22 protein-coding genes and 1 pseudogene are annotated in these 22,120 nt (G+C 72.5%); 17 read left to right on the top strand and 6 right to left on the bottom strand.

Features of this window, described 5'->3' with window-relative positions; genetic code table 11:
- Positions 1 to 31 precede the first annotated feature (31 nt).
- The 5 genes from M3147_RS09285 (at position 32) to M3147_RS09265 (ending at position 4,439) form a co-directional block, all read left to right on the top strand.
- A complete protein-coding gene (locus M3147_RS09285; RefSeq protein ID WP_251203180.1) occupies positions 32 to 766 on the top strand; it encodes a GntR family transcriptional regulator in 735 nt (244 codons plus the stop codon).
- Between the two features lie 139 nt (positions 767 to 905).
- Positions 906 to 1,904, top strand: a complete 999-nt coding sequence (locus M3147_RS09280; protein WP_308201056.1) for a TIGR03557 family F420-dependent LLM class oxidoreductase — start codon at positions 906 to 908, stop codon at positions 1,902 to 1,904.
- Positions 1,901 to 2,629 (top strand): 2-phospho-L-lactate guanylyltransferase, encoded by a 729-nt coding sequence (cofC, locus tag M3147_RS09275; RefSeq protein ID WP_251203179.1) that lies wholly within the window; start codon positions 1,901 to 1,903, stop codon positions 2,627 to 2,629. Before M3147_RS09280 ends, cofC begins: the two co-directional genes overlap by 4 nt.
- Positions 2,630 to 2,659: 30 nt before the next feature.
- Positions 2,660 to 3,688: a glucose-6-phosphate dehydrogenase (coenzyme-F420) gene (gene fgd, locus M3147_RS09270; protein ID WP_251203178.1), complete on the top strand. Its 1,029-nt coding sequence runs from the start codon at positions 2,660 to 2,662 to the stop codon at positions 3,686 to 3,688.
- A 208-nt stretch (positions 3,689 to 3,896) separates the two neighbouring features.
- The gene (locus tag M3147_RS09265) at positions 3,897 to 4,439 is read left to right on the top strand and encodes a hypothetical protein (RefSeq protein WP_251203177.1); all 543 of its coding nucleotides are present in this window, start codon (positions 3,897 to 3,899) and stop codon (positions 4,437 to 4,439) included.
- Positions 4,440 to 4,461: 22 nt separating this feature from the next.
- Here the strand turns inward: M3147_RS09265 and M3147_RS09260 are convergent, their stop codons facing one another.
- The 4 genes and pseudogenes from M3147_RS09260 to M3147_RS09245 all read right to left on the bottom strand — a co-directional run bounded on the left by M3147_RS09260 (position 4,462) and on the right by M3147_RS09245 (position 7,984).
- Complete coding sequence (locus M3147_RS09260; RefSeq protein ID WP_251203176.1) at positions 4,462 to 4,935, bottom strand: hypothetical protein; 474 nt, start codon at positions 4,933 to 4,935, stop codon at positions 4,462 to 4,464.
- Positions 4,936 to 5,268: 333 nt separating this feature from the next.
- Positions 5,269 to 5,778 (bottom strand): annotated as a pseudogene (locus tag M3147_RS19865) (ABC transporter ATP-binding protein); the annotation flags it as partial.
- Positions 5,775 to 6,911, bottom strand: coding sequence for a putative F420-0 ABC transporter permease subunit (locus tag M3147_RS09250; RefSeq protein ID WP_251203174.1), 1,137 nt, complete (start codon positions 6,909 to 6,911; stop codon positions 5,775 to 5,777). The gene M3147_RS09250 and the pseudogene M3147_RS19865, both read right to left, overlap by 4 nt.
- Positions 6,911 to 7,984: a putative F420-0 ABC transporter substrate-binding protein gene (locus M3147_RS09245; protein WP_251203173.1), complete on the bottom strand. Its 1,074-nt coding sequence runs from the start codon at positions 7,982 to 7,984 to the stop codon at positions 6,911 to 6,913. The genes M3147_RS09250 and M3147_RS09245 overlap by 1 nt, the downstream gene beginning before the upstream one ends.
- 278 nt (positions 7,985 to 8,262) lie before the next feature.
- On the opposite strand from M3147_RS09245, the gene M3147_RS09240 reads away from it, so the two are divergent.
- Genes M3147_RS09240 through M3147_RS09210 form a run of 7 tightly spaced genes read left to right on the top strand, consistent with a single transcriptional unit; the run spans position 8,263 to position 14,547 of the window.
- Positions 8,263 to 9,213, top strand: a complete 951-nt coding sequence (locus M3147_RS09240; protein ID WP_251203172.1) for an alpha/beta hydrolase — start codon at positions 8,263 to 8,265, stop codon at positions 9,211 to 9,213.
- A complete protein-coding gene (locus M3147_RS09235) occupies positions 9,210 to 10,640 on the top strand; it encodes a dihydroorotase (RefSeq protein WP_251203171.1) in 1,431 nt (476 codons plus the stop codon). Before M3147_RS09240 ends, M3147_RS09235 begins: the two co-directional genes overlap by 4 nt.
- Positions 10,641 to 10,643: 3 nt before the next feature.
- Entirely contained in the window at positions 10,644 to 11,618 is a 975-nt protein-coding gene (locus M3147_RS09230) for an LLM class flavin-dependent oxidoreductase (protein WP_251203170.1), read from the top strand.
- Positions 11,619 to 11,655: 37 nt separating this feature from the next.
- Positions 11,656 to 12,483, top strand: coding sequence for an ABC transporter ATP-binding protein (locus M3147_RS09225; protein WP_251203169.1), 828 nt, complete (start codon positions 11,656 to 11,658; stop codon positions 12,481 to 12,483).
- Positions 12,480 to 13,313 (top strand): ABC transporter permease, encoded by an 834-nt coding sequence (locus M3147_RS09220; protein WP_251203168.1) that lies wholly within the window; start codon positions 12,480 to 12,482, stop codon positions 13,311 to 13,313. The genes M3147_RS09225 and M3147_RS09220 overlap by 4 nt, the downstream gene beginning before the upstream one ends.
- Positions 13,310 to 14,149 (top strand): ABC transporter permease, encoded by an 840-nt coding sequence (locus M3147_RS09215; RefSeq protein ID WP_251203167.1) that lies wholly within the window; start codon positions 13,310 to 13,312, stop codon positions 14,147 to 14,149. The genes M3147_RS09220 and M3147_RS09215 overlap by 4 nt, the downstream gene beginning before the upstream one ends.
- Positions 14,149 to 14,547: a RidA family protein gene (locus M3147_RS09210; protein WP_243570224.1), complete on the top strand. Its 399-nt coding sequence runs from the start codon at positions 14,149 to 14,151 to the stop codon at positions 14,545 to 14,547. The genes M3147_RS09215 and M3147_RS09210 overlap by 1 nt, the downstream gene beginning before the upstream one ends.
- Before the next feature lie 1,141 nt (positions 14,548 to 15,688).
- On the opposite strand, the gene M3147_RS09205 is transcribed toward M3147_RS09210, so the two are convergent.
- Positions 15,689 to 16,765, bottom strand: a complete 1,077-nt coding sequence (locus M3147_RS09205) for an ABC transporter substrate-binding protein (RefSeq protein ID WP_251203166.1) — start codon at positions 16,763 to 16,765, stop codon at positions 15,689 to 15,691.
- A 416-nt stretch (positions 16,766 to 17,181) separates the two neighbouring features.
- Between M3147_RS09205 and M3147_RS09200 the strand changes: the two genes are divergently transcribed.
- From M3147_RS09200 to M3147_RS09180, 5 genes are all read left to right on the top strand, one after another.
- Positions 17,182 to 18,183: an alcohol dehydrogenase catalytic domain-containing protein gene (locus M3147_RS09200; RefSeq protein ID WP_251203165.1), complete on the top strand. Its 1,002-nt coding sequence runs from the start codon at positions 17,182 to 17,184 to the stop codon at positions 18,181 to 18,183.
- 129 nt (positions 18,184 to 18,312) lie between these two features.
- Positions 18,313 to 19,524: a CaiB/BaiF CoA transferase family protein gene (locus M3147_RS09195; RefSeq protein WP_251203164.1), complete on the top strand. Its 1,212-nt coding sequence runs from the start codon at positions 18,313 to 18,315 to the stop codon at positions 19,522 to 19,524.
- Positions 19,521 to 20,384 carry an amidohydrolase family protein gene (locus M3147_RS09190; protein ID WP_251203163.1) on the top strand — a complete coding sequence of 288 codons (864 nt, stop codon included), beginning with the start codon at positions 19,521 to 19,523 and terminating at the stop codon, positions 20,382 to 20,384. The genes M3147_RS09195 and M3147_RS09190 overlap by 4 nt, the downstream gene beginning before the upstream one ends.
- A 69-nt stretch (positions 20,385 to 20,453) precedes the next feature.
- Complete coding sequence (locus M3147_RS09185; protein ID WP_251203162.1) at positions 20,454 to 21,296, top strand: hypothetical protein; 843 nt, start codon at positions 20,454 to 20,456, stop codon at positions 21,294 to 21,296.
- The gene (locus M3147_RS09180) at positions 21,296 to 21,643 is read left to right on the top strand and encodes a hypothetical protein (protein WP_251203161.1); all 348 of its coding nucleotides are present in this window, start codon (positions 21,296 to 21,298) and stop codon (positions 21,641 to 21,643) included. The genes M3147_RS09185 and M3147_RS09180 overlap by 1 nt, the downstream gene beginning before the upstream one ends.
- 46 nt (positions 21,644 to 21,689) lie before the next feature.
- Here M3147_RS09180 and M3147_RS09175 read toward each other — a convergent pair whose 3' ends face one another.
- The gene (locus tag M3147_RS09175; RefSeq protein WP_251203160.1) at positions 21,690 to 22,010 is read right to left on the bottom strand and encodes a hypothetical protein; all 321 of its coding nucleotides are present in this window, start codon (positions 22,008 to 22,010) and stop codon (positions 21,690 to 21,692) included.
- Positions 22,011 to 22,120: the final 110 nt, after the last annotated feature.

The following is a 22,120-nucleotide window of genomic DNA, read 5'->3' as shown; positions in this document are numbered from 1 at the left end:
CCACGCCGATCCATCCGCTAGCCTCGTCGCCATGAGCGAACGCGAGACCCGCACTGCCGGAGCGAACGCACCGAGCGCCGAAGCACTGGAGCGCCTGGCCGGCCGGCACCAAGCGGGATACCGCTCGGTCGGCACCATGGCGTACGACATCCTCCGCGACGCGATCCTCGACGGCACGCTCGCCCCCGGCCAGAAGCTCCGCCAGGAGACCCTCGCCGAGACGATCGGCGTGTCGCGCCTGCCGGTGCGTTCGGCGCTCATCCAGCTCGAGGCCGACGGGCTCGTCGAGTTCCACGCCCGCCGCGGCGCGGTGGTGAAGGCCCTCTCGGCGGAGCAGGCGCGCGAGGTCTACGACATCCGCGTGCTGCTCGAGGTCGACGCGCTGCGCCACTCCATGGACGAGATGACTCCGGAGCGCATCACCCGCCTCCGCGAGCTCGGCCGCACGGCCGACGCCGAGGAGGAGGGCGCCGACTTCGTGGACGCCCGCACGCAGTTCTACGCGGAGCTCTACGGGGCGGCCGCGCGTCCCGTGCACTGGGAGATGATCGAGCAGCTGCGGCTGAAGGTCGGCCGCTACGTGCTCGGCTGGCGCCTCGTCGGCGGCGGCGAACACGGGCACTCGCACGAGGAGCTCGTCGCGGCCGTCGAGGCGGGCGACGCGGATGCCGCGGCCGAGGTGCTGCGCTCGCACCTCACCGGCGTGCGCGACGCCGTGCTCGCCATGCTCTCCGCCGAGGGCGGCACCCCCGCCCCCACCCCCTGACCTGCCCCGCCCCGCCCCGCACTGCGTGGCTCGGCGACCCGCCGGGTGCTTGCTTTTGGATCCAGTATCCGAAAGACTGATCCGGCGGGAGGTGGATCCGCCGCGTGACGCCGGTACGACGACGCGTCAGGATGGAGGGGTGTCAGTGCACATCGGTTACGCCGCCATGCTCGAGCAGTTCCCTCCGTCCGACGCCGTCGCTTTCGCCGCTGCGGCGGAACGTCACGGCTTCAGCGGCACCATGGCCACCGATCCGTTCCAGCCCTGGTTGCCGCGTCTCGGCCAGGCCTCGCACGTGTGGAGCGTGCTTGGTGCGGTCGGCGCGGCAACCCGGGGCGACCTCGGGCCCGGCGTCACGACGCCCACGTTCCGCATGCACCCCGCGGTCGTCGCCCAGGCGAGCGCGACGCTCGCCTCGATGTACCCCGGCCGGCACTGGCTCGGCATCGGCTCCGGCGAGGCGATCAACGAGCACGTCGTCGGTACGTACTGGCCCGAGCCGCCTGACCGCATCGCGCGCATGTTCGAGGCCGTCGAGCTCATCAAGAAGCTCTTCGCCGGCTCCATCGCCGGGCGCGACGTGCGCCACTCGGGCCCCAGCTTCAAGATGGAGTCGACCCGGCTGTGGACCATGCCGAAGGTCGCCCCCGAGATCTACATCGCGACCGCGGGGCCCGTCACCGCGCGGCGGGCCGGTCGCGTCGCCGACGGCCTGATCACGCAGAGCGGCCCGTCCGAACGCCTCGAGGTGCTGCTCGCCCGCTTCGCCGACGGCGCCCGCGACGGCGGTCGTGACCTCGCGAAGATGCCCCGCGTGCTCCAACTGCACCTGTCCTGGGCCGAGACCGACGAGGAGGCGATGCGCAACGCGCTCGCCGAATGGCCGATCGCCGGCATGCGCTTCGGCCGCGGCGACATCCGTTCGCCGTTCGAGCTCGAGCAGCTCGCCCGCACGGTGCGGCCCGAGGACTTCGCGGGGCGCATGGTCGTCTCCGCCGACCCCGATCTGCACCGGGCCGAGATCCAGCGCCACCTCGACCTCGGCTTCGACCGCATCTACCTGCACAACGTCGGCCGCAACCAGCTCGAGTGGCTCGAGGTCTTCGGCCGCGAGGTCGTGCCGGGACTGCGGCCATGAGCGGCGGTGACTGGGTCGTCGTCATCCCGGTGAAGACCTTCGCCGCGGCGAAGTCGCGGCTGCGCCCGCAGCTCGACGACGAGCAGCGCGCCGCGCTCGCCCGCGCCTTCGCGCTCGACACGGTGGATGCCGTGCGCACCGCCGAACGCGTCGCCGAGGTCGTCGTGGTCACCGCCGAGCCCGAACTCGGCGGCGAGCTCGCCGCACTGCCCGACGTGGAACTCGTCCCCGAGTCCGGCGAGGCCGGCCTCACGGCCGCGATCGAACTCGGCATCGCGCAGGTCAGGCACGGCGGCGGCCGGCACCTCGCGGTGCTCCTCGGCGACCTGCCGGCGCTCCGCTCGGCCGCGCTCGACGCCGCGCTCGAGGCCGCCTGCGGCCACCGGCTCGCCTTCGTCGCCGACCTCGAGGGCACCGGCACGACGCTCGTCACCGCGCTCGCCGGCACCGGCCTTCGGCCGGGCTTCGGCCCGGACTCAGCGGCCGCGCACCGTGCCGCCGGGTTCGCCGACCTCGCCGTGCTCGGCACGATCGACCTCGGCCTCCGCCGCGACGTCGACACCGTCGAGGCACTCGAAGCCGCGCTCGGCCTCGGCGTCGGGCCGCGCACGGCGGAGGTCGTCGCCGCCTTCGCCGACGAGGCGTTGCCGCACGCGCCGGCCGAGGCATCCGGGACCCCGTCGGACGGGGCGGAAGCCCAGGCGGCCCCCGCACGTTCTCAGTGATCAGCAGTTCCCAGCAGAAGGAGACCTATCGTGACCCTCACCCTCGGGTACAAGGCCAGCGCCGAGCAGTTCGACCCCCGCGAGCTCGTCGAGATCGCCGTCGCCGCCGAAGGCCACGGCATGGAGTCGGTGTTCGCGAGCGACCACTTCCAGCCGTGGCGGCACACCGGCGGGCACGCGCCGTTCTCGCTCGCCTGGATGGCCGCGGTCGGCGAGCGCACGAGCTCGGTGAAGATCGGCACGAGCGTGATGACGCCGACCTTCCGCTACAACCCCGCGGTGCTGGCGCAGGCGTTCGCGTCGCTCGGCGTGCTCTACCCCGACCGCATCATCGCGGGCTTCGGCTCGGGTGAGGCGCTGAACGAGATCGCGACCGGGTTCCGCGGCGCCGGCGAGCAGGACTGGCCCGAGTTCCGCGAGCGCTACGCCCGGCTCCGCGAGGCCGTGCGGCTCATGCGGGCCCTCTGGAACGAGGACGGCCAGGTCAGCTTCGAGGGCGAGTACTACTCGACCCACGACGCCTCGATCTACGACCGGCCCGAGACCGCCGTGCCGGTCTACATCGCCGCGGGCGGCCCGCAGGTCGCGAAGTACGCCGGCCGCGCCGGCGACGGCTTCATCTGCACCTCGGGCAAGGGCGCCGAGCTCTACGCCGAGCAGCTCATGCCCGCCGTGAAGGAGGGCCTCGCCGCCCGCACCGACGGCCGCACCTTCGACGAGTTCGACCGGATGATCGAGATCAAGCTCTCCTACGAGGAGACGGAGGAGGCCGCCCTCGACAACACCCGGTTCTGGTCGCCGCTCTCGCTCTCGAAGGAGCAGAAGCACGACATCACCGACCCGGTCGAGATGGAGCGGGCCGCCGACGCGCTGCCGATCGAGCAGATCGCGAAGCGCTGGATCGTCGGCACCGACCCCGACGCCGTCGTCGAGCAGATCGGCCAGTACATCGACTGGGGCTTCAACCACCTCGTGTTCCACGCGCCCGGGCACGACCAGCGCCGCTTCCTCGAGCTCTTCGAGCGCGACCTGGCTCCCCGCCTCCGCGCCCGCGGCTGAGCCGCCTGCCCCGGCCCGCCCTGCCCCGGCCCCGGCCCGCCCTGCCCCGGCGGTGGCGGGCCCGGCACCGCCCGGTTGCACGACGAAGCTCGGGGCGCGCCGTCGCCGCACGGCGCGTCGCCGGGATCGTCGTGCACCTCGCAGCCTCGCCGCAGCGGGCGGTGACGCTCCCGGCCCCCGCGGCGGCCCGCCGTGTCAGACTCGTGTCATGGCGGCGACGGGCTGGGTGGTGCGCGACGGCCGCGCCGAGCTCGAGATGTCGGCACTGCGAGCCCGCAGCGGGGTGATGCACGCCGTGCTCGCCATCGCCCTGGTCCTTGCCGTCGCGGCCGTCGTCACCGCGTTCTTCGTGGTCGACGCGCGCGGCGGGGTGATCGGGCCGCAGCCGCTGCTGCTCCTCGGCGGGGCCGTGTTCTTGGCGGCCGCGGGCCTCAGCGTCGTGATCGGGCGGCCGTTCCGCCGCCGGGGTGTGCTCTCGATCGGGCCCGGCTCGATCCGCTGGCGCGACGCCCGCGGCGAGCTGATCGTGCCCCTATCGCAGGTGCATCGGATCACGGTGCGCCGCCGGTTCATCCCGGGCATCGATGTCGACGCCGGGCGACGGAGCTGGGGGCTGCGCACCTCGGCGTCCATCATGGATGCCGCGCGCGACGACATGCGACCCCTCTCGGCCCGTGCCCGACGCGCGCTCGACGAGGCGGGGTTCGTGTCGAGCCCGAAGGCGAACGTGACCGTCTGGCAGCGCGCGTAGGCTCGGTTCCGAGTGCTGCCGCTCAGTGCAGGCCGGGGCGGTTCACGCTCGGCGGGATCGCGCAGTAGTCGTAGAAGTACCGGCTCGGCGCGCCCTCGTCGGCGAGGTCGACGATGACGTTCGCGCCGGAGTGCGGCAGCTCGTCGCCCGCGAGCGTCCAGACCGAGAAGTGCCAGATGCCCCGCACGGCGTCGTCGAGGAGGCCCTGGCCGTCGACCACGAGCACGGAATCGGGTCCGGGCGGCGTCGCCGTGTCGGCCGGCTCGCCCGCGCGGAACGGCTCGACCGTGCCGCTGCGGAGCTCCGCCTCGGTCACGGCGCCGAGGGAGCGTCGCACGACGTCGTCACCGGATGCCTCGGCGATCGCCTGCGCGAGGGCGTCGGCGAAGCGGGCGGCGCGACCGGCATCCGCCCCGTCGACCGCGACGAGGCGACGCCCGCGATTGGCGTGGTGCAGGAACTCGGCGGCGATGCCGTCGACGACCGATTCGCTCACGCCTCCAGGCTACGCGCTCGGCGTGCTGCCGGTGCGGGCCGGGACCGCGTCGGGTGCGACGGCCGCCGCTGCGCCGCCCGCGACCGCGACGAGGGGCCGCCCGGTGATCGGATGGTCGATGATCTCCGCCCGGACGCCGTAGACCTCGTGCACGAGCTCGGCCGTCAGCACCTCGCGCGGCGGGCCCGCGGCGACGACCCGCCCATCGGCGAGCACGAGCACGTGGTCGGCGTAGGCCGCCGCCTGGCTGAGGTCGTGCAGCGCCGCGACGACGGTGAGGCCGCCCCGGGCGAGGCCCGCGAGCAGTTCGAGCGCGACGAGCTGCGCCGAGAGGTCGAGGTGGTTCGTCGGCTCGTCGGCGAGCAGGAGTTCGGGCTCCTGGGCGAGCGCCCGGGCGAGCGTGACGCGCTGGCGCTCGCCGCCGGAGAGCTGGCCGACGTGGCGCTCGGCGAGATGCGCGGCGCCGGTCGCGGCCAGCGCATGCTCGACGAGCGCGTGATCGCGCGGGCCTGCGGGGGCGAAGGCGCCGAGGTGCGGCGTGCGCCCGAGCAGCACGGCCGCCGACACGGAGAGCTGCGGGTCGAGCTCGGCCTGCTGCTCGGCGAGGGCGACGAGGCGGGCGCGGTCGCGGCGGCGCATCCGGTCGAGCTCCCGGCCGTCGAGCGAGAGTTCGCCGGCGTCGGCCCGCTCGATCGCGGCGATGAGGTGCAGCAGGGTCGACTTGCCGGCGCCGTTCGGGCCGATGAGCGCGGTGAGCGCGCCGCCCGGCAGCGTGGCGTCGATGCCGTCGATGATGGTGCGGCCGCCGCGGGCGAAGCGCACCCGATCGAGATCCAGGGTCATGCGTTCCTCCTCGAGCGGAGCAGCAGCCAGGCGAACACCGGGCCGCCGATGAGGGCCGTCAGGATGCCGACCGGCAGCTCGCGCGGGTCGAACAGGGTGCGCGCCCCGGTGTCGGCCCAGACGAGGAAGATCGCGCCGGCGAGCGCCGAGAGCGGCAGCAGGGCGCGGTGGCCGGGGCCGATCACGAGCCGCACCGCGTGCGGCAGCACGAGGCCGACGAATCCGATCGAGCCGCTCACCGCGACGAGGGCGCCGGTGAGGAGGGCGGTGCCGCCGAGGAGCAGCGCCCGACTGCGGGCGACGTGCACGCCGAGCGCGGCGGCGCCGGACTCGCCGACCGCGAAGGCGTCGAGGGTGCGGGCGCTCGCGACGAGCGGGGCGCCGACGACGAGGAGCGCTCCGCCGGCGATCGCCACGGAGGTCCAGTCGGTGCCGGAGAGCGAGCCGAGCAGCCAGTTCAGGATCTCGCGGTAGCTGTCGTTCGTCGCGCTCCAGAAGATGGCGAGGCTCGTGATCGCGCCGAACACGCTCGTCACGGCGACGCCCGCGAGCACGGTCGTCGTCGGGGCCAGCCGACCGCCGCGCCCGGCCGCGAGGGCGAGGCCGAGCGTCGCGACGAGCGCGAGCACCGCGCCGCCGAAGGCGGCGAGCGGCAGCAGCAGGCCCCAGCCGAGCACGAGCACGACGACCGCGCCGACGGAGGCCCCGGAGGACAGGCCGAGCAGGTAGGGGTCGGCGAGCGGGTTGCGGGTGATGGCCTGCATCACCGCGCCGCACAGGGCGAGGCCGGCGCCGACCGCGGCGGCGGTGAGCACGCGCGGCATCCGCAGCTGCCAGACGATCCCGTCGCGCAGTGGCGACAGCGTCGGCTCGCCGAAGCCGAGGTGCGCGGCGAGGCTCGCGAGCACCTCGCCCGGGGAGAGGTCGGCCGGGCCGAGCGTGACGGCGACGACGAGGGATGCCGCGAGCAGCACGAGCCCGACGAGGCCCGCCGCGAGGGCGCGACCGCCGCCGCGCCGGCTGCGCGAGCCCGTGCCGCCCGGCGTCGCACCCGTCGGAGCGGTGCGCGCCGCGTCGACCCCGGCCGGGCCCGCGGCCCGCACCGTCGTCTCCGTCCGCCCGGCCGCGCGCATCAGCCCTCCAGCGCCCCGAGCTGTTCGACGAGGGACTGCACCGCCGACACGTTGCGCACGCCCGCCTCGGTCGCGGGGAAGTCGACGACGAGGAAGCGCTGCTGCGCGACCGCGGGCAGGGCCGCGGTGACCGGGTTCTGCTGGAGCAGCTCGATCTTCGAGGCCGCGGTGTTCCACGGCGCGTCCACGAGCACGATCACGTCGGGCTCGGCGTCGACGACGGCCTCCCAGCTCATCGAGGTCCAGGTGTCGCGGACGTCGGCGGCGACGTTCTCGAGGCCGGCGGCATCCATGATCATCTGCGGGGCGCCGATGCCCGCGCCGACGAAGGGGGTGTCGGTGCCCGAGCTGTACCAGAGCGCGGTCAGCCCGTCGGTGTTCGGCTCAACGGCGCCGAGCGCGGCGCGCTGCTCGGCGACGAGTTCGGCCGCGGCATCCGGCACGTCGAAGATCGCGCCGAGTTCCTCGAACTCGCGGAAGACCTCGTCGAAGGTCAGCGGGTCGGGCATGTAGCCCGCGCCCTTGCAGGCGGCGGGGGCGACGTAGCTCGCGACGCCGAGCGCGGCGAGCTGGTCGCGCTCGCCGGCGCCCTCGGCGGAGAGGTTCGACTCCCAGCCGGCGTAGACGAGGTCGGGTTCGAGCTCGAGGGTCGCCTCCTGGGAGGGCACCTTGTCGGAGACGACCGGTACGCCGACGAGCGCGTCGGCGTACTCCTCGGGTACCGGCCCGTCGCTGAAGGCCGTGCCGACGACGCGGTCGCCGAGGCCGAGCGCGAGCATGAGCTCGAGCGTGGAGGACTTGACGGTGACGACGCGCTCCGGAGCAGCGTCGAAGGTGACCTCGGTGCCGCAGTTGTCGAGCGTGAGCGGGTAGCCGCTCGTGGCGGGCGCGGATGCCTCGGGCCGCTCGGCCGAGGCCGGGGCGGCGCAGCCCGCGAGGGCCACGGTCGAGGCGACGGCGAGGCCGAGCGCGGTGGCGACGAGCGCGGGGCCGCCGAGGCGGGCACCGCGGGCGGAACGGGCGCCGCGGGCGGAAGCGCCGGAACGGCGGCGACGGGTGGGACTGGTGGTCATGCGGTCTCCTGGGCAGGGGCGAGCGATGGGGAATCCGACGAGGTCGGCGACTCGCGGCCCAATCCCGGACCACTGACACCGGGCAATCCCGCCCGGCCGTCGCTGAAGAGCCTAGCTCCGAGCACGATCTCGGATCAATACTGGATTCTGGATCCAAGATACGACATGATGGGCTCGGCGGGCCCGATCGGAAGCTTCCGATCGACACCGCGGATGCCGATTCATCCGCCGCGTGCCGGGCCCCGCGCAACGAAGCGTCGAGATCCGGGAGGACCCGCATGAGAAGCACAGGCGTCGAGTTCTACAGCGAGGGCGATCGCATCGCCGCCATCTGGCGCACGCCCGAGACGCCGGGCCCGTATCGGGCCATCGTGCAGGGCCCGGGCTGGCTCGGCCTGAAGGACGCGAAGCTCTACGTGCGCTACCACGAGGCACTCGTCGCCGCCGGCTTCGCCGTGCTCGTCTTCGACTACCGCGGCTTCGGCGACTCCGAGGGCGACCGAGGCATCCTCTCGCCCGCGCGCCAGCTGCAGGACCTCGTGAACGCCGTCAGCTACCTCACCACCCGCGACGACGTCGTCGCCGACGCCATCGGCGTCTTCGGCACCGGCGGCACCGGCGGCGGCAACGCCGTGCTGCTCGCCGACGTCGACCCTCGCGTCAAGGCGGCCGTGAGCCAGGTGCCCGTCGCCGACGGCACCGACTGGCTGCACCGCATGCGCGAGGAGCACGCCTGGCTCGCCTTCCTCGCGAGCCTCGAGGAGGACCGCCGGCTGCGTGTCGCCACCGGCCAGGGCCGGCTCGTGCACCCCCGCGAGGAGATCATGGTGCCCACCCCCGAGCGCCGCGCCACGAACATCAAAGCCGACGTCGACGACCGCATCCCGAGTGCCATCCCCCTGTCCTGCGCCGAGGAGATCCTCGCCTACCGCCCCATCGACGCGGCGAACCGCCTGCGCACCCCGCTCCTCGTGATCGGCGTCGAGGGCGACGCGACCACCCCCACCGACCACGCCGAGGCGCTCTACGCCGCGGCGAAGGGGCCGAAGCAGCTGATCATGCAGCGGCACACCACCCACTACGCGGCCTACGACCGCTACTGGGAGCAGACCACCCCGCTCATCGTCGACTGGCTCGACCGCCACGTGCGGCCGAGCGACGTCGTCGTGCGCACCACCCCCTCGCCCGAGCAGGGCGAGACCACCGAGCTCATGGAGGCACCGAAGTGACCATCGACCTCAGAATCGCCGGCGGCACCGTCGTCACCCCCGCCGGCCCCGAGCGGGCCGACGTGCTCGTGCACGACGGCCGCATCGCCGGCCTCGTCGGCCCCGACGTCGCCATCGACGCCGCGCGCACCGTCGACGCCACCGGCCGACTCGTGCTCCCCGGCATGGTCGACGTGCACGTGCACACCCGCGAGCCCGGCTACGAGCACAAGGACGACATCCTCACCACCACCCGCCAGGCCGCGGCCGGCGGCGTCACGACCATCTTCGGCATGCCCAACCTGAACCCGCCGACCGTCGACGTCGAGACCCTCACCGACGTGTTCGAGCGCTACGCCTCGAGCTCGATCGTCGACTGGAACCACAACCCCGCGCCGACGAAGTTCGACGAGATCGAGCCGATGGCCGAGATGGGCATCAACGCCTTCAAGATCTACATGGTCGTCGACACGGGGCGCACCTACCCGCACCCGGCCGGCACCGGCATCCACGACCACGGCCACCTGCTGCAGATCATGGACCGCATCGCGAAGACCGGCAAGCGCTTCATCGTGCACCCGCACGACCAGGCGCTCATGGACTACATCGAGGGCGAGGTGCTCGCCCGCGGCGAGAACACGCCGCAGGGCTACGCCTCCGCGTACGCCGCCCGCGAGGGCGTCATCTGGGACACGGCGATCGACGTCGTGCTGCGGCTCGCCGAGGCATCCGGATGCCCCGTGCACATCGCGCACATCCAGACCCGCCGCTCGATCGAGGCGGTGCGCCGCGCGAAGGCCGCCGGCATCGACGTCACCTGCGAGGTGAACCACTGGGCGCCGTTCCTCTCCACCTGGAACGACGTCGAGACCCTCGGGCCGTACGCCCTCTCCTACTGGGTGCCCGACGACAACCGGGCCGCCATCTGGGAAGGCATGCGCGACGGCACCATCGACATCGCGAGCTCCGACCACGCGCCGCACACGCGCGAGGAGAAGGAGATCGGCTGGACCGAGATGTGGAGCGCGCACACCGGCACGCCCGGCATCCAGTACTACTACGAGCTCATGCTCGACGCCGTGAACCGCGGCGAGCTGACCCTCGAGCGAGCCGTCGACCTGGTCGCGACCATCCCCGCCGACAAGTTCGGCCTCGCCGGCGTCAAGGGCACCATCCAGCTCGGCGCCGACGCCGACCTCGTCATCGCCGACCCCGCCCACGAGTGGACGATCACGAACGACGACGTGCTCTCGAAGATCGGCTGGACCCCGTACGACGGGCGCACCATCAGCGCCCGCATCGAGCGCACCCTCGTGCGCGGCCAGGACGTGTACGCCGACGGCGAGGTCGTCGGCGCCCCCGGTCACGGAAAGCTCGCGGCCGCCCCGGTCGCAACACCTGCGGCACGCGCCGCCGAACCCGCGCTCGCCGCGACTGAAGGGAACTGACACATGAAATTCGGACTGCTGCTGCCGCACTTCGGCGAAGAGGCGAGCAAGGAGAAGCTGCTCGAGGGCTCCAAGCGCGCCGAGGAGCTCGGGTTCGACTCCGTCTGGGTGCGCGACCACCTCGTGTTCGAGCCGCACGGCGAGATGGAGAAGCCGAACCGCACCTTCTACGACGCGCTCACGACGCTCACCGCGATCGGCGCCGTCACCGAGAAGCTCGAGCTCGGCACGGGCTCGCTGATCCCCTTCCGCCACCCGCTCGTCACCGCCCTCATGGCCGGCACGATGACCCAGCTGCTCGGGCCGCGCCTCATCCTCGGCTTCGGCGCCGGCACCTTCGACCACGAGTTCGAGGCGATCGGCTGGGGCGACCTCAACCGGGTCGACATGGTCCGCTCGAACGCCGAGATCCTGAAGCGGGTCTTCACCGAGAACGACGTCACCTACGACGACGGCATCTTCTCCTTCGAGAACGTCACGATCGAGCCGAAGCCCGTCGGCGGCCGGGTGCCGTTCTGGTACTGCGGCGCGACGCCGCGCTCGGCGCGCCTCGCGGCCGAGTACGCCGACGGCTGGATGCCGGGCCGCATCTCGCTCGCGTCGATCGCCAAGCGCATCGAGGTCATGAAGGAGATGACGGATGCCTCGGGCCGCCCGATGCCGACCGTCGCCGTCATCCCGCCGACCTCGATCGAGGAGACCCGCGAGGAGGCGCTCAAGCACGTGAACGTGCCCGGCCTGCTCGCCTGGGCCAACAAGGCGAAGTTCGCCGTGAAGCCCCCGTCGGGTAGCTTCGAGACCGTCGAGGACCTGGAAGGCCAGCTCATCGTCGGCAACCCCGATGAAGCGGTCGCCGAGCTCAAGAAGTTCGAGGCGACGGGCGTCGAGCACGTCGTGTTCGACTTCCGGTTCAAGTTCGACAAGTTCTTCGACCAGATCGAGCTGCTCGGCAGCGAGGTGCTGCCGAAGATGCGCTGACGCGGCACTCCGCCGTGCCCCCGAATTGGAGAGAGAGATGACGACGACGTCAATCGAACGGAACGAGGCGGGTGCGCCGCTGATCTCGGTGCGCGACCTGTCGGTGAGCTACGACGTAGCGCGAACGGGCAAGCGGCTGACGGCCATCGAGGGCGTGGACCTCGACGTGCACGAGGGTGAGTTCATCACCGTGCTCGGGCCGTCGGGGTGCGGCAAGACGACGTTCATGAACGTCGTCGCGGGGCTGGTGAAGCCGACGACGGGCACGGTGCTCGTCGGCGGCTCGCCGGTCACCGGGCCGGGGCCGGACCGTGCGGTGGTGTTCCAGGACTACGCGCTGCTGCCGTGGCGCACCGTCTTCGACAACGTGAAGTTCGGCCTCGAGATGCAGAAGGAGCTGAAGGGCGCCGGCTGGCGGGAGCGGGTGCAGGAGGCGATCGAACTCGTCGGGCTCGCCGGCTTCGAGCAGTCGTACCCGCGGGAGCTCTCCGGCGGCATGCAGCAGCGTGTCGGCCTCGCCCGCGCGATCGTCGCCGAACCCCGCATCCTGCTGATGGACGAGCCGCTCGGCGCCGTCGACGCCCTCACCCGCGAGGTGATGCGCGACGAGATCGAGAAGCTCATGGCGGCCACCGGCAAGACGGTGCTGTTCATCACGCACTCCATCGAGGAGGCCATCCTCCTCGGCGACCGGATCGTGGTCTTCAAGAGCCACCCCGGCGCCATCAAGGAGATCATCGAGACCGGGCTCGAGCGCCCGCGCTCCGAGCGCAGCATCCAGCACGACCCGCGCTTCCTCGAGCTGCGCGACCACCTCTGGGACGCCCTGCAGGGCGAGGCCACGGCGGCGGCGGTCTCGAAATGAGCGCCTTCCTCGCCGCCGGGCCGAACCTCGGCCGGGGCGGCATCGGCGCCTGGCTCGCCGGACTCAGTCCGGCGGGCAAGGCGGGCGTGCTCGCGGTCGAGGTCGTGGTCATGCTCGTCGTGTGGCAGCTCGTCGTCGGGGTGTTCGGCTGGATCAACCCCGTGTTCCTGCCGCCGCCCACCGCCATCGCGCAGGGCTTCGTCGAGCTCGTCGCGGGCGGCATGCTCTGGCCGAACATGCTGATCTCGGCGCAGGCGTGGCTCATCGGCTTCGCGGTCGCCGCGGTGATCGCCATCCCGATCGGCCTGCTCATGGGCAGCTCGCTGCCGATGGACCGTGTCGTCGGGCCGATCGCGTGGACGATCTACGCGACGCCGACGATCGCGTACCAGCCGCTCGCGAAGGCCTGGTTCGGCTTCGGCATCGGGCCGGTGATCTTCCTCGTGGCGGTCAGCGCGCTGTTCCCGATCCTGTTGAACGTGGCGGCGGGCATGCGCACGACGAACGCCTCGATCATCCGGGCGGGCCAGGTGTACGGCGCGAGCCGCACGCAGCTCTACCGCTCGGTGTACCTGCCGTCGACGGTGCCGTTCCTGTTCGCCGGGCTCCGGCAGGCGGTCGTGCTCGCCACGATCGGCATGGTCGTCGCCGAGCTCGCCGGCTCGGCCTCCGGCATGGGCGCGCTCATCATCAAGGCCGCCAACACGTACCAGACCGACCAGGCGTTCGCCGCGATCGCGATCGTCGTGGCGTGGAGCGTCGGGATGACCCAGGTGGTGACCCTCGTCGAACGATGGGCCGCCCCGTGGACGAGGAAGGGCCGGCGATGACCGTCACCAGTGCGACCGGCACGATGCGCATCGTGCGCCCCCGGCGGGTGATCCGGCGGAGCGAGGCCAAGTGGACCTGGCTGCTCGTCGGCGTCATCGCCGCCATCCTGCTGATCTGGGAGGCCGCGGTCAGCTGGCTGCAGCTCATCCCGGCGTCGTTCCTGCCGCCGCCCACCGCGATCGCGGTGTCATTCGGCAAGCTGCTCGTCGACCCGGAATTCTGGGCCGCGTTCGGCTACAGCCTCGGCAACGTCGCGATCGGCCTTGTCATCGCCGTCGTGGTGGGCGTCACCGTCGGCCTCGCGGTCGGCTGGTCGCCGGTGCTGCGGTTCACCGTCGCGCCGTTCCTCTGGCTGCTGTACTCGACGCCGAAGGTGGCGCTCGCACCGCTGTTCATCCTCGGCCTCGGGCTCGGCAGCGAGTCGAAGATCGCGCTCGTGTTCCTGCTGGCGGTGTTCCCCATCATCCTGAACACGATGGAGGGCGCCGTCACCGTCAGCACCTCGCTCGTGAACGCCGGGCGGGTGTACGGCGTCAACGGCGTCGCCCTCGGCTGGAAGATCATCGTGCCGGCGACGCTGCCGTACAGCCTGTCGGGCATCCAGCGCGGTGCCGCGCTCGGGTTCACCGGCGAGGTGCTCGGCGAGTTCCTCGGCGGCACGGGCGGGCTCGGGCACATGCTCGAGTACGCCGCCTACCAGTTCCAGATGGACGACGCGATCGCCATGGTCATCGTGATGGTCATCATCGCGAACCTGACGCTGCTGCTCATCTCCACGCTGCGACGCCGCCTGGCGCCGTGGTACGACGACCGGAAGATCGCGGGGGCCTCCTGATGCACAAGCAGATCGTCATCCCCGAGGGGGTGTACCCGCCCACGGCGGACTTCAGCCAGGCGATCCGGGTCTCCGGCGGCGACCTGGTGTTCCTGAGCGGCATCATCGGCATGCGGCCGGACGGCACGATGCCCGCCGAGCCCGCGGCGCAGATCGAGCTCGCCTTCGAGAACCTCGTGAAGGTGCTCGAGGCGGCCGGGGCGACTGCGGCGGATGTCGTGAAGGTGAACGTGTTCGTGCGGGACGACTTCCAGCTCGTGCGCGACGAGCTGCGGGCCATCCGTGCGCGGTACTTCACGCACGACTTCCCGGTGTCGACGCTGATCCAGGTCGCCGGCTTCGCCGGGCCCGACTACCGCTTCGAGATCGAGGCGATCGCGGCGGTGCCCTCGGGCTGAGTCGCGGTGCCGCTCGTGGTGCCGCGGGTGTGCCGCGGGTGGCGCTCGTGCCGCTCGTGGCGCCGCGGGTGGTTCCGCGGGTGGCGCTCGTACCGCTCGTGGCGCCGCGGGTGGCGAGAGACCGCCGGCCCCCGTCTCATGCGCGATGACGGGGGCCGGCTTCGTCGTGCCCCTCCGTCGGACGCGTCTGGGCCCGTATCGCGCGAGCGCGCCACTTCGGCGTCGTTGCGCCAGTGTGGGTGGCACGTTCGTGGTGAAGTGGCGCTGGTGGTGGCTCGAGGCATCCGTCGGGCCGGTGGCGGATCGCGGGCGCGCCACTTCGGCGTGGGCTTGAGGGCCCGGTACCGGTGGCGGTTGCGGTGGTGGTGGCGGCGGCATCTGTATGGCGCTGGCTCTGGCTCGACGCATCCGTTTTGACGCTCGGGTGCGGTCTGCGCCACTTCGGCGTCGTTGCGCCAGTATGGGTGGCGCGATCGTGGTGAAGTGGCGCTGGTGGTGGCTCGTGGCGTTCGTTGGGTCGGTGGCGGGTGGCGGGTGGCGGGCGCGCCACTTCGGTGTGGGCTCGAGGGCCCGGTACCGGTGGCGGCAGTCGTGGTGCGGGCATCCGTTTTGACGCTCGGGTGCGGTCTGCGCCACTTCGGCGTCGTGGCGCCAGTATGGGTGGCGCGTTCGTGGTGAAGTGGCGCTGGTGGTGGCTCGTGGCGTTCGTTGGGTCGGTGGCGGGTGGCGGGCGCGCCACTTCGGTGTGGGCTCGAGGGCCCGGTACCGGTGGCGGCAGTCGTGGTGCGAGCATCCGTTTTGACGCTCGGGTGCGGTCTGCGCCACTTCGGCGTCGTTGCGCCTGTATGGGTGGCGCGTTCGTGGTGAAGTGGCGCTGGCTCTGGCTCGAGGCATCCGTTTTGGCGATGTGGGCGCGCAAGCGCGCCACTTCGGCTTCGGTGCGCCAGTGTGGGTGGCGCGATCCCGGTGAAGTGGCGCTGACGAGCAGCGCGGCGCGGCGCGTCGCACCCTGGCCCGCGCTCGGGTTCACCAGACCAAGCCCCGCAAAGCCCCGGCCAAGTCGGGTGGGCTCCCCCGAACACGCCGAAGCCCCCGCCGTCATGCGCTGCGGCGGGGGCTTCGGGAACGGGACGAAGCCCGATCAGGGGTACGGCAGCGTGGCCGGCGGGTCGTTCTCGACGCCGACGAGCTCCTGGGCCTTCTCGAGGTACGCGAGCTGCCCCGCATCGAACTCGAGCGGCTCGAGCGACTGCGTCTCGATCGTGGTGTCCCACGCGTCCTGGTCGAAGTACAGGTTCGAGCAGGCGAGGTGCCCGTCGAGCACCCACACGCTGTCCGAGCCGCGGAGCGCCGACACGTCGAAGTCGTTCGCCTCGTAGATGTCGAGGATCTCGTCGACGTTCTCGGGGAACTCGCCCGGCGCCGGGGCGGTCATGAAGTCCGCCGCCTTCAGCGTCGCGCGGAGGAACCGCACGAGCGTGTTCGGGTTCTTCTGCGCCCAGTCGGTGCCGGCGACCTGCACGTCGTTCGCCCAGTTGCGCAGGGCCTCGACGATGATGTTCGCCCCGTGCTCCTCGAGCGCCGGGCGGTCGTCCGTGTAGAACGGCTGCAGGCTGATCCGGTCGTTCACGAAGAACTCGGTCCAGGACTCGGAACCGGGGCCGGGGTACACGACCTCGACGTTCACGGTGTCGAGGTCCCAGCCCTCTTCCTTCAGCACCAGCTTGCGCTGGAACTCGGCCGGGTCGCCGGGGGTGCCGGCGAGCGTGATCGTCGTGCCGTCGAGGTCCTCGACCGATTCGATGCCCTGCTGGACCGCGAAGTCGAAGTTCTGCCGGCAGTAGTGCCCGCCGACGAGGTCGATCGGGACGCCGCCCCGGATCGCCTCGATGACGGTGCCGGTCGACTCGACGCCGATGTCGGCGCTGCCCGACGCGACGGCCGCGGTGACGTTGTCGGCGGTGATGACCTCGACGGTGAGGCCCTCCTCCTCGTAGTAGCCGAGATCCGTGCCGAGCACGTACATCGAGTACATCGTGATGTCGGGGAAGGGGATGGCGACGGTGATGTCGGTGTCCTCGGCGGGACCGGGTTCGCCGTCGCCGAGGTCGACCGGGCCGGACGGCGCCGGTGCGGCGGAGCTGCAGCCGACGAGCAGCGCCAGTGCGGCGATGCCGGCGGCAGCCGCCAGGCTGCTGCGGGGGATGGATCTGCGCATGACTCTCCATTCTTGGCGGGATAGACCCTCGCGGTCGGATCCCGCGGGAACGGCACCGTCCGCGAGTATGGATACGGTATCCAATTCGCTCGGGACTGTCCATGCCCTCTTTCTCGGGGTGGTCGGGTGGGTGCGTTTCGCGGCGCGGCGGGCCCGCGAGGTCGCACGTACGGCTCTCGGGAGCGGATGCCTCGCGCACTTCGTGCGACTCCACGGCGCGAACTCGCACGAACCGTGCGGGAGCGGGCTGGGGAGGAGCGGTTTGCGCGACGTCGAAGTGCCCGGGGGCGGGTGGGCGGGTGGATGACAGAGGAGGGCGCGGGGCCGGCGAGGGCAGCGGGGTGGGATGCTCGTAGCACTGGACGCGGATTGTGATTTTGGATACCGTATCCAGAAAGACGACGCGAGGAGGCGGAGTGCGGGCAGCGCTGCTCACCGATCACACCCTGGACGCGCTCGCCGTCGCCGAGGTGCCGGTTCCGACCCCGGGCACGGGCGAGGTGCTCGTGCGCGTCGAGACCGTCGGGGTGAACCAGCTCGACCGCAACGTCATCGCGGGCATCGGCCCGGGCGCCTCGGCCAAGCTCCCCCGCGTGCTCGGCATCGACCCGGCCGGCACGATCGTCGCCGTCGGGCCCGGCATGAGCGAGGCGCGCCTCGGCCGCCCGGTCGTCGTCAAGCCCAACATCCCCTGCGGAGCGTGCCGCAGCTGCGCCGCGGGCCGCGAGGCCGACTGCCCGGCGCAGACGGTCATGGGCGTGCACCGCAACGGCGGCGCCGCCGACTTCGTCACGGTCCCCGAGCGGAACGCGATCGACCGCGGCGACCTCCCGGCCGCGCTCGCCACGGCGGCCGTGCACACGGTCCCGATCGTGCTCAACGCCTTCGAGGCGATCGGCGTCGGAGCGGGCGACCGGCTGCTCGTCACGGGCGCCGGCGGCATGCTCGGCCAGATCGCGCTGCAGCTCGGTGTCGCGAGCGGGGCCGAGACCGTCGGGGCATCCCGCACTGCTGCGTCCGGACCCGACGGTGCCCGGGTGCTCCGCGCCGCGTCGCCCGACGAGCTCCGCGAGCGCCTCGGCGCCGAAGCCCCCTTCGACGCGGTCGTCGACGTCGGCGGGCACGGGCCGACCTTCGCTGCGGGCATCGCCGCGCTCGGCTGGGGCGGTCGCGCCGTGACGTGCGCGGCCTCCGTGGATCCGGTGCTCGAGCTCGACCAGCGCAGCTTCTACCTGCGCCGACTGCGGCTCGTCGGGGTCGCGAGCGCCGACTTCGCGCAGGTGCGCCGGGCGCTGAAGCTCGTCGCCGAGGGCCGGGTCGTCCCAGCCGTCGCGGCGCGGTTCCCGCTCGAGCGGATCGCGGATGCCTACCGCGCCCCCCGCACGGCGCCGGGCAAGGTGATCGTCGATGTCGCCTGAGTTCGCGCGGTCACCTGCGCCGCGCGCCGGCGCCCGCACCGCCGCCGGCACCGCCACCGGCACCAGCACCCGCACCTGCACCGCAGCACCCCCCGTCCCCCGCGGCACCAGAGGAGAGGACCTCCCAGCATGACCCCCACCCCCAGCGGCCCGCTCGCGGGCGTCCGCGTGATCGAGCTCGGGCAGTACATCTCCGGCCCGTACGCCGCGAAGCTCCTCGCCGATCTCGGCGCCGACGTCGTGAAGGTCGAGTCACCCGACGGCGACCCCATGCGTCGCTGGGAGGGCAGCGGGCAGATGAGCCCGCAGTTCGCCGCGTACAACCGCGGCAAGCGTGCCGTCGTGCTCGACCTGAAGAGCGAAGCCGGCCTCGCCGCGCTCCTCGACCTCGTGCGCGACGCCGACGTGCTGATCGAGAACTTCCGGCCCGGGGTCGCCGCGCGCCTGGGCTTCGGCCCGGACGTGCTCGCCCGGGTGAACCCGCGCCTCGTCTCCTGCGCCATCACCGGCTTCGGCCCGGAGGGGCCGTACGCGAAGCGCCCTGCCTACGACACCGTCATCTCGGCCGTGGGCGGCATGTACAGCCAGGTCGTCCCGGAGGATCTCCTGAGGCCGCTCGGGCCCGCCTTCTCCGATCTGCTCTCGGGCATGTCGGCCGCGCAGGCCGTGCTCGCGGCGCTGCACGCCCGCGGCGACGCCGGCCCGGGCGAGCACGTCGAGGTGTCCATGGTCGGCTCGCTCATCGACTTCCTCACCGAAGCCGCGTCGACGTACCTCGAGACGGGCCAGGTCGCCGGCCCCGACTCCCGGCCGCGCCGGGCGCAGGCCTACGCGTGCCGCGGCTCCGACGGGCTCGACTTCGTCATCCACCTGTCCGTCCCGGAGAAGTTCTGGACCGGGCTGCTCGAGGTGCTCGAGCGCCCCGAGCTCGCCGACGACCCGCGCTTCGCGACGCGCGAGGCCCGGGTGCGCAACTACGACGCGCTCGACGCGGAGCTGAAGGCGACGACGGTGCGGATGCCTCGGCAGCACTGGCTCGACCGGCTCGTCGCGCACGACATCCCGCACGGGCCGCTGAACACCGTGGCGCACCTCTTCGACGACCCGCAGATCGCCGCGATGCAGCTCGTCGAGGAGATCGCCGGGCCGGATGGCTCGGCCCTCCGCGTGCCGGTGCCGAGCACGCGCTTCCACCGCTCGGGCCGGCCCGTGCTCGCCGCGGCACCGCGGCTCGGGCAGCACGCCGACGAGCTGCTCGGCCCGGCGCACGCGCAGTCCGAGGCATCCGCGCAGCCCGAGGCATCCGACGCATCCGCCACCCCCGAGAGGAGCCGGGCATGAGCCGCATCGACGAGCTCGTCGCCATCGACGTGCACACCCATCCGCAGACCGAGGAGTTCCTGCAGGCGATGGGTCAGCGTCACCAGCAGATGGCGAAGCACTTCGGCCGGGAGCGGCCCGTGGTCTCCTTCGCCGAGCAGGCCGACCAGTACCGGGAGCGCAAGATGATGGCGGTCATCGTGAACTCGGACTCCGAGACGACCTCCGGCATCCCCGGCGCGCCGAACGACCTGCTCGGCAAGGCGCAGGCGGACCACCCCGACGCCTTCATCGCCTTCGCCGGCATCGACCCGTGGAAGGGTGAGGCGGCGATCGCCGAGATCCGCCGCATGCACGCCGAGTACGGCATCAAGGGCGTCGGCGAGCTGAACGCGGCGCGGCAGAAGTTCCTGCCGAACGACCGGCGGTTCTTCCCGATCTGGGAGACCTGCGCCGAGCTCGGCCTCGTCGTGATGTTCCACTCCGGCTTCCCGGGCGCTGGAGCCGGGACGCCCGGCGGCGGCGGGTACCGGCTCGAGAACTCGCGGCCGGTGCCGTACCTCGACGACGTCGCGGCCGAGTTCCCCGAGCTGAAGATCATCAGCGCGCATCCCGCCTGGCCGTGGCACCTCGAGAACCTCGCGATGGTGTGGCACAAGTCGAACGTGTACCTCGACCTCTCGGGCTGGGCACCGAAGTACCTGCCGCCGGAAGTGGTCCGCTACGCGGACTCGCTCATCACCGACCGGGTGCTGTTCGGTTCGGACTGGCCCGTGATGACCGCCGACCGCTGGATGACGGAATTCGCCGAGCTGCCGTTCAAGCCCGAGTCGCGGCAGAAGATCCTGCTCGACAACGCGCGCGCCCTGTTCGGCATCTGAGCCGCGCCCGACCCGCGCGCTCGTTCCGCGCCCGACCCGCATCCCCTCGCCCCTCCCGGAAGGACCCACATGGCCGAGCTCGTCCTGGCGGCAGCCACGCCGCACAACCCGCTGCTGTGGCGGGCGATGAACGATCCGGTGCCCGACGACCTGCAGCCGATCGCGGCGAACTTCGCCCGCATCCGCGAGGCGGTCGCGGCGCACGAGGTCGACGCGCTCGTCGTCATCGGCACCGATCACGTGCGGCAGTTCTTCTACGACAACTCGCCGGCGTTCGTCGTCGGCAAGGCCGAGTCGTACCACGGCACCTGGGAGAACGAGGTCCGCACCTTCGGCATGGAGTACGTGGAGCTCGCCGGGCACCGCGAGCTCGCCGACGAGATCACGGGCCGCACGGTGCTGCCCGAGACGATCGACCTCGCCGTGAGCCTGGAATGGCGGCTCGACCACAGTTACGTCATCCCGCTGCAGTACGTGCGCCCCGAGCTCGACCTGCCGGTCGTGCCGATCCACACGAACGCCTCCATGCCGCCCGTGCCCTCGGTGCGTCGCTTCGTCGCCCTCGGCGAGCACCTGCGCGACGCGATCGAGCGCTGGGACTCGGACGCCCGCGTCGGGATCCTCACCTCCGGGCACATGGCCAACGACGTCGGCGGGCCGCGGACCTTCGCCGGTTCACCGGACCCCGACTTCGACGAGGCGGCGGCCGCGTGGATGCGCGACGGCGACCTCGAGGGGGCCATCCGCGTCTGCAGCGACTTCCAGCGCCTCCTGGAGGCGGGCTGCATGACCTACCAGTACCTGAACGCGGTGGCGGCGCTCGCCGCGATGGGCGGCCGGCCGGCCGACTTCGCCGAGGTGACGCCGTCGCGCTTCGCTTCGAGTCTGTTCTTCCTGTGGGGGAGCCGCTGATGAGCAAGTACATGGTCGACAAGTTCATCCGCGCGGTGGAGCTGAGCGACGCGGCCGTCGCGGCGTACGTCGCCGACCCGGCCGGTGTCGTGGACGCCTGGCTCGCCGGGGCCGGCGGGCCGACGGGACCGAGCGACGACCGGGAGCTCACGCCGGCCGAGCGGGATGCCTTCGCCGCGCGCGACTACGAGGCGCTCTACGCGCTCGGTGCCCACCCGTACCTGCTGTGGCACTTCACCGAGGCGGTGTACGAGCACGAGTACACGCCCGACTCCGGCTGGCGCGAGCTCGTCGAGCGCTACCGCGCGGCCGTGGCGCCGCAGGGGATCGTCGACTACATCCCGTAGCCGCGCGCACGCGCGCCCGTGCGTGCGCCGCGCGGGCGTCGCGTGCCTACTCCTCGACGCCGGGGTCGCCGCCGCGGAGGCCGCCCTCGCGCGACTCCGTCATCGGCTCGCCGCGCTCGGCCGGGCCGGTGCCCGGCACGGGACCGTCACGGCCGGTCGTGTCGTGATCGATCGGCTGGGTGTTTCCCAGCTCGTCGTCGTCGGTGTCGACGCGGCGCTCCGCGTCCGGCACGACGGCGTCCTCGGGCAGCTCCGAGTCGACGTAGGCGCCCTCGCCCTCCTCGGGCACGTACTCCTCGCCCGGGATCTGCGACTCCACGTAGGAGCCGGCTTCCTCCTCGGGCATCCGGTCTTCGTTCCGCGACATCTCGGCCTCCCCTGCTGGCGTTCGTGCGGTGGACGAGGCCCACGCTCGCAGGCGCGGCCGAGCGCGGCAACGGGCTTGACACCCGGTGCAGGAACGCCGTACCCCGCGCC

The sequence above is a fragment of the Agromyces mediolanus genome (genome assembly GCF_023715325.1).
GTDB lineage: Bacteria > Actinomycetota > Actinomycetes > Actinomycetales > Microbacteriaceae > Agromyces > Agromyces mediolanus_A.
The sequence above is the reverse complement of the archived record's forward strand: the minus strand, read 5'-3'. Positions and strand labels throughout refer to the sequence as shown.

Bases quoted from the DNA above. Each gene is read 5' to 3' on its own strand.
- M3147_RS09285 (WP_251203180.1), top strand. From the start codon at position 32: ATGAGCGAACGCGAGACCCGCACTGCCGGAGCGAACGCACCGAGCGCC.
- cofC (WP_251203179.1), top strand. From the start codon at position 1,901: ATGAGCGGCGGTGACTGGGTCGTCGTCATCCCGGTGAAGACCTTCGCC.
- M3147_RS09265 (WP_251203177.1), top strand. From the start codon at position 3,897: ATGGCGGCGACGGGCTGGGTGGTGCGCGACGGCCGCGCCGAGCTCGAG.
- M3147_RS09250 (WP_251203174.1), bottom strand. From the start codon at position 6,911: ATGCGCGCGGCCGGGCGGACGGAGACGACGGTGCGGGCCGCGGGCCCG.
- M3147_RS09245 (WP_251203173.1), bottom strand. From the start codon at position 7,984: ATGACCACCAGTCCCACCCGTCGCCGCCGTTCCGGCGCTTCCGCCCGC.
- M3147_RS09240 (WP_251203172.1), top strand. From the start codon at position 8,263: ATGAGAAGCACAGGCGTCGAGTTCTACAGCGAGGGCGATCGCATCGCC.
- M3147_RS09230 (WP_251203170.1), top strand. From the start codon at position 10,644: ATGAAATTCGGACTGCTGCTGCCGCACTTCGGCGAAGAGGCGAGCAAG.
- M3147_RS09225 (WP_251203169.1), top strand. From the start codon at position 11,656: ATGACGACGACGTCAATCGAACGGAACGAGGCGGGTGCGCCGCTGATC.
- M3147_RS09220 (WP_251203168.1), top strand. From the start codon at position 12,480: ATGAGCGCCTTCCTCGCCGCCGGGCCGAACCTCGGCCGGGGCGGCATC.
- M3147_RS09215 (WP_251203167.1), top strand. From the start codon at position 13,310: ATGACCGTCACCAGTGCGACCGGCACGATGCGCATCGTGCGCCCCCGG.
- M3147_RS09210 (WP_243570224.1), top strand. From the start codon at position 14,149: ATGCACAAGCAGATCGTCATCCCCGAGGGGGTGTACCCGCCCACGGCG.
- M3147_RS09205 (WP_251203166.1), bottom strand. From the start codon at position 16,765: ATGCGCAGATCCATCCCCCGCAGCAGCCTGGCGGCTGCCGCCGGCATC.
- M3147_RS09195 (WP_251203164.1), top strand. From the start codon at position 18,313: ATGACCCCCACCCCCAGCGGCCCGCTCGCGGGCGTCCGCGTGATCGAG.
- M3147_RS09190 (WP_251203163.1), top strand. From the start codon at position 19,521: ATGAGCCGCATCGACGAGCTCGTCGCCATCGACGTGCACACCCATCCG.
- M3147_RS09185 (WP_251203162.1), top strand. From the start codon at position 20,454: ATGGCCGAGCTCGTCCTGGCGGCAGCCACGCCGCACAACCCGCTGCTG.
- M3147_RS09180 (WP_251203161.1), top strand. From the start codon at position 21,296: ATGAGCAAGTACATGGTCGACAAGTTCATCCGCGCGGTGGAGCTGAGC.
- M3147_RS09175 (WP_251203160.1), bottom strand. From the start codon at position 22,010: ATGTCGCGGAACGAAGACCGGATGCCCGAGGAGGAAGCCGGCTCCTAC.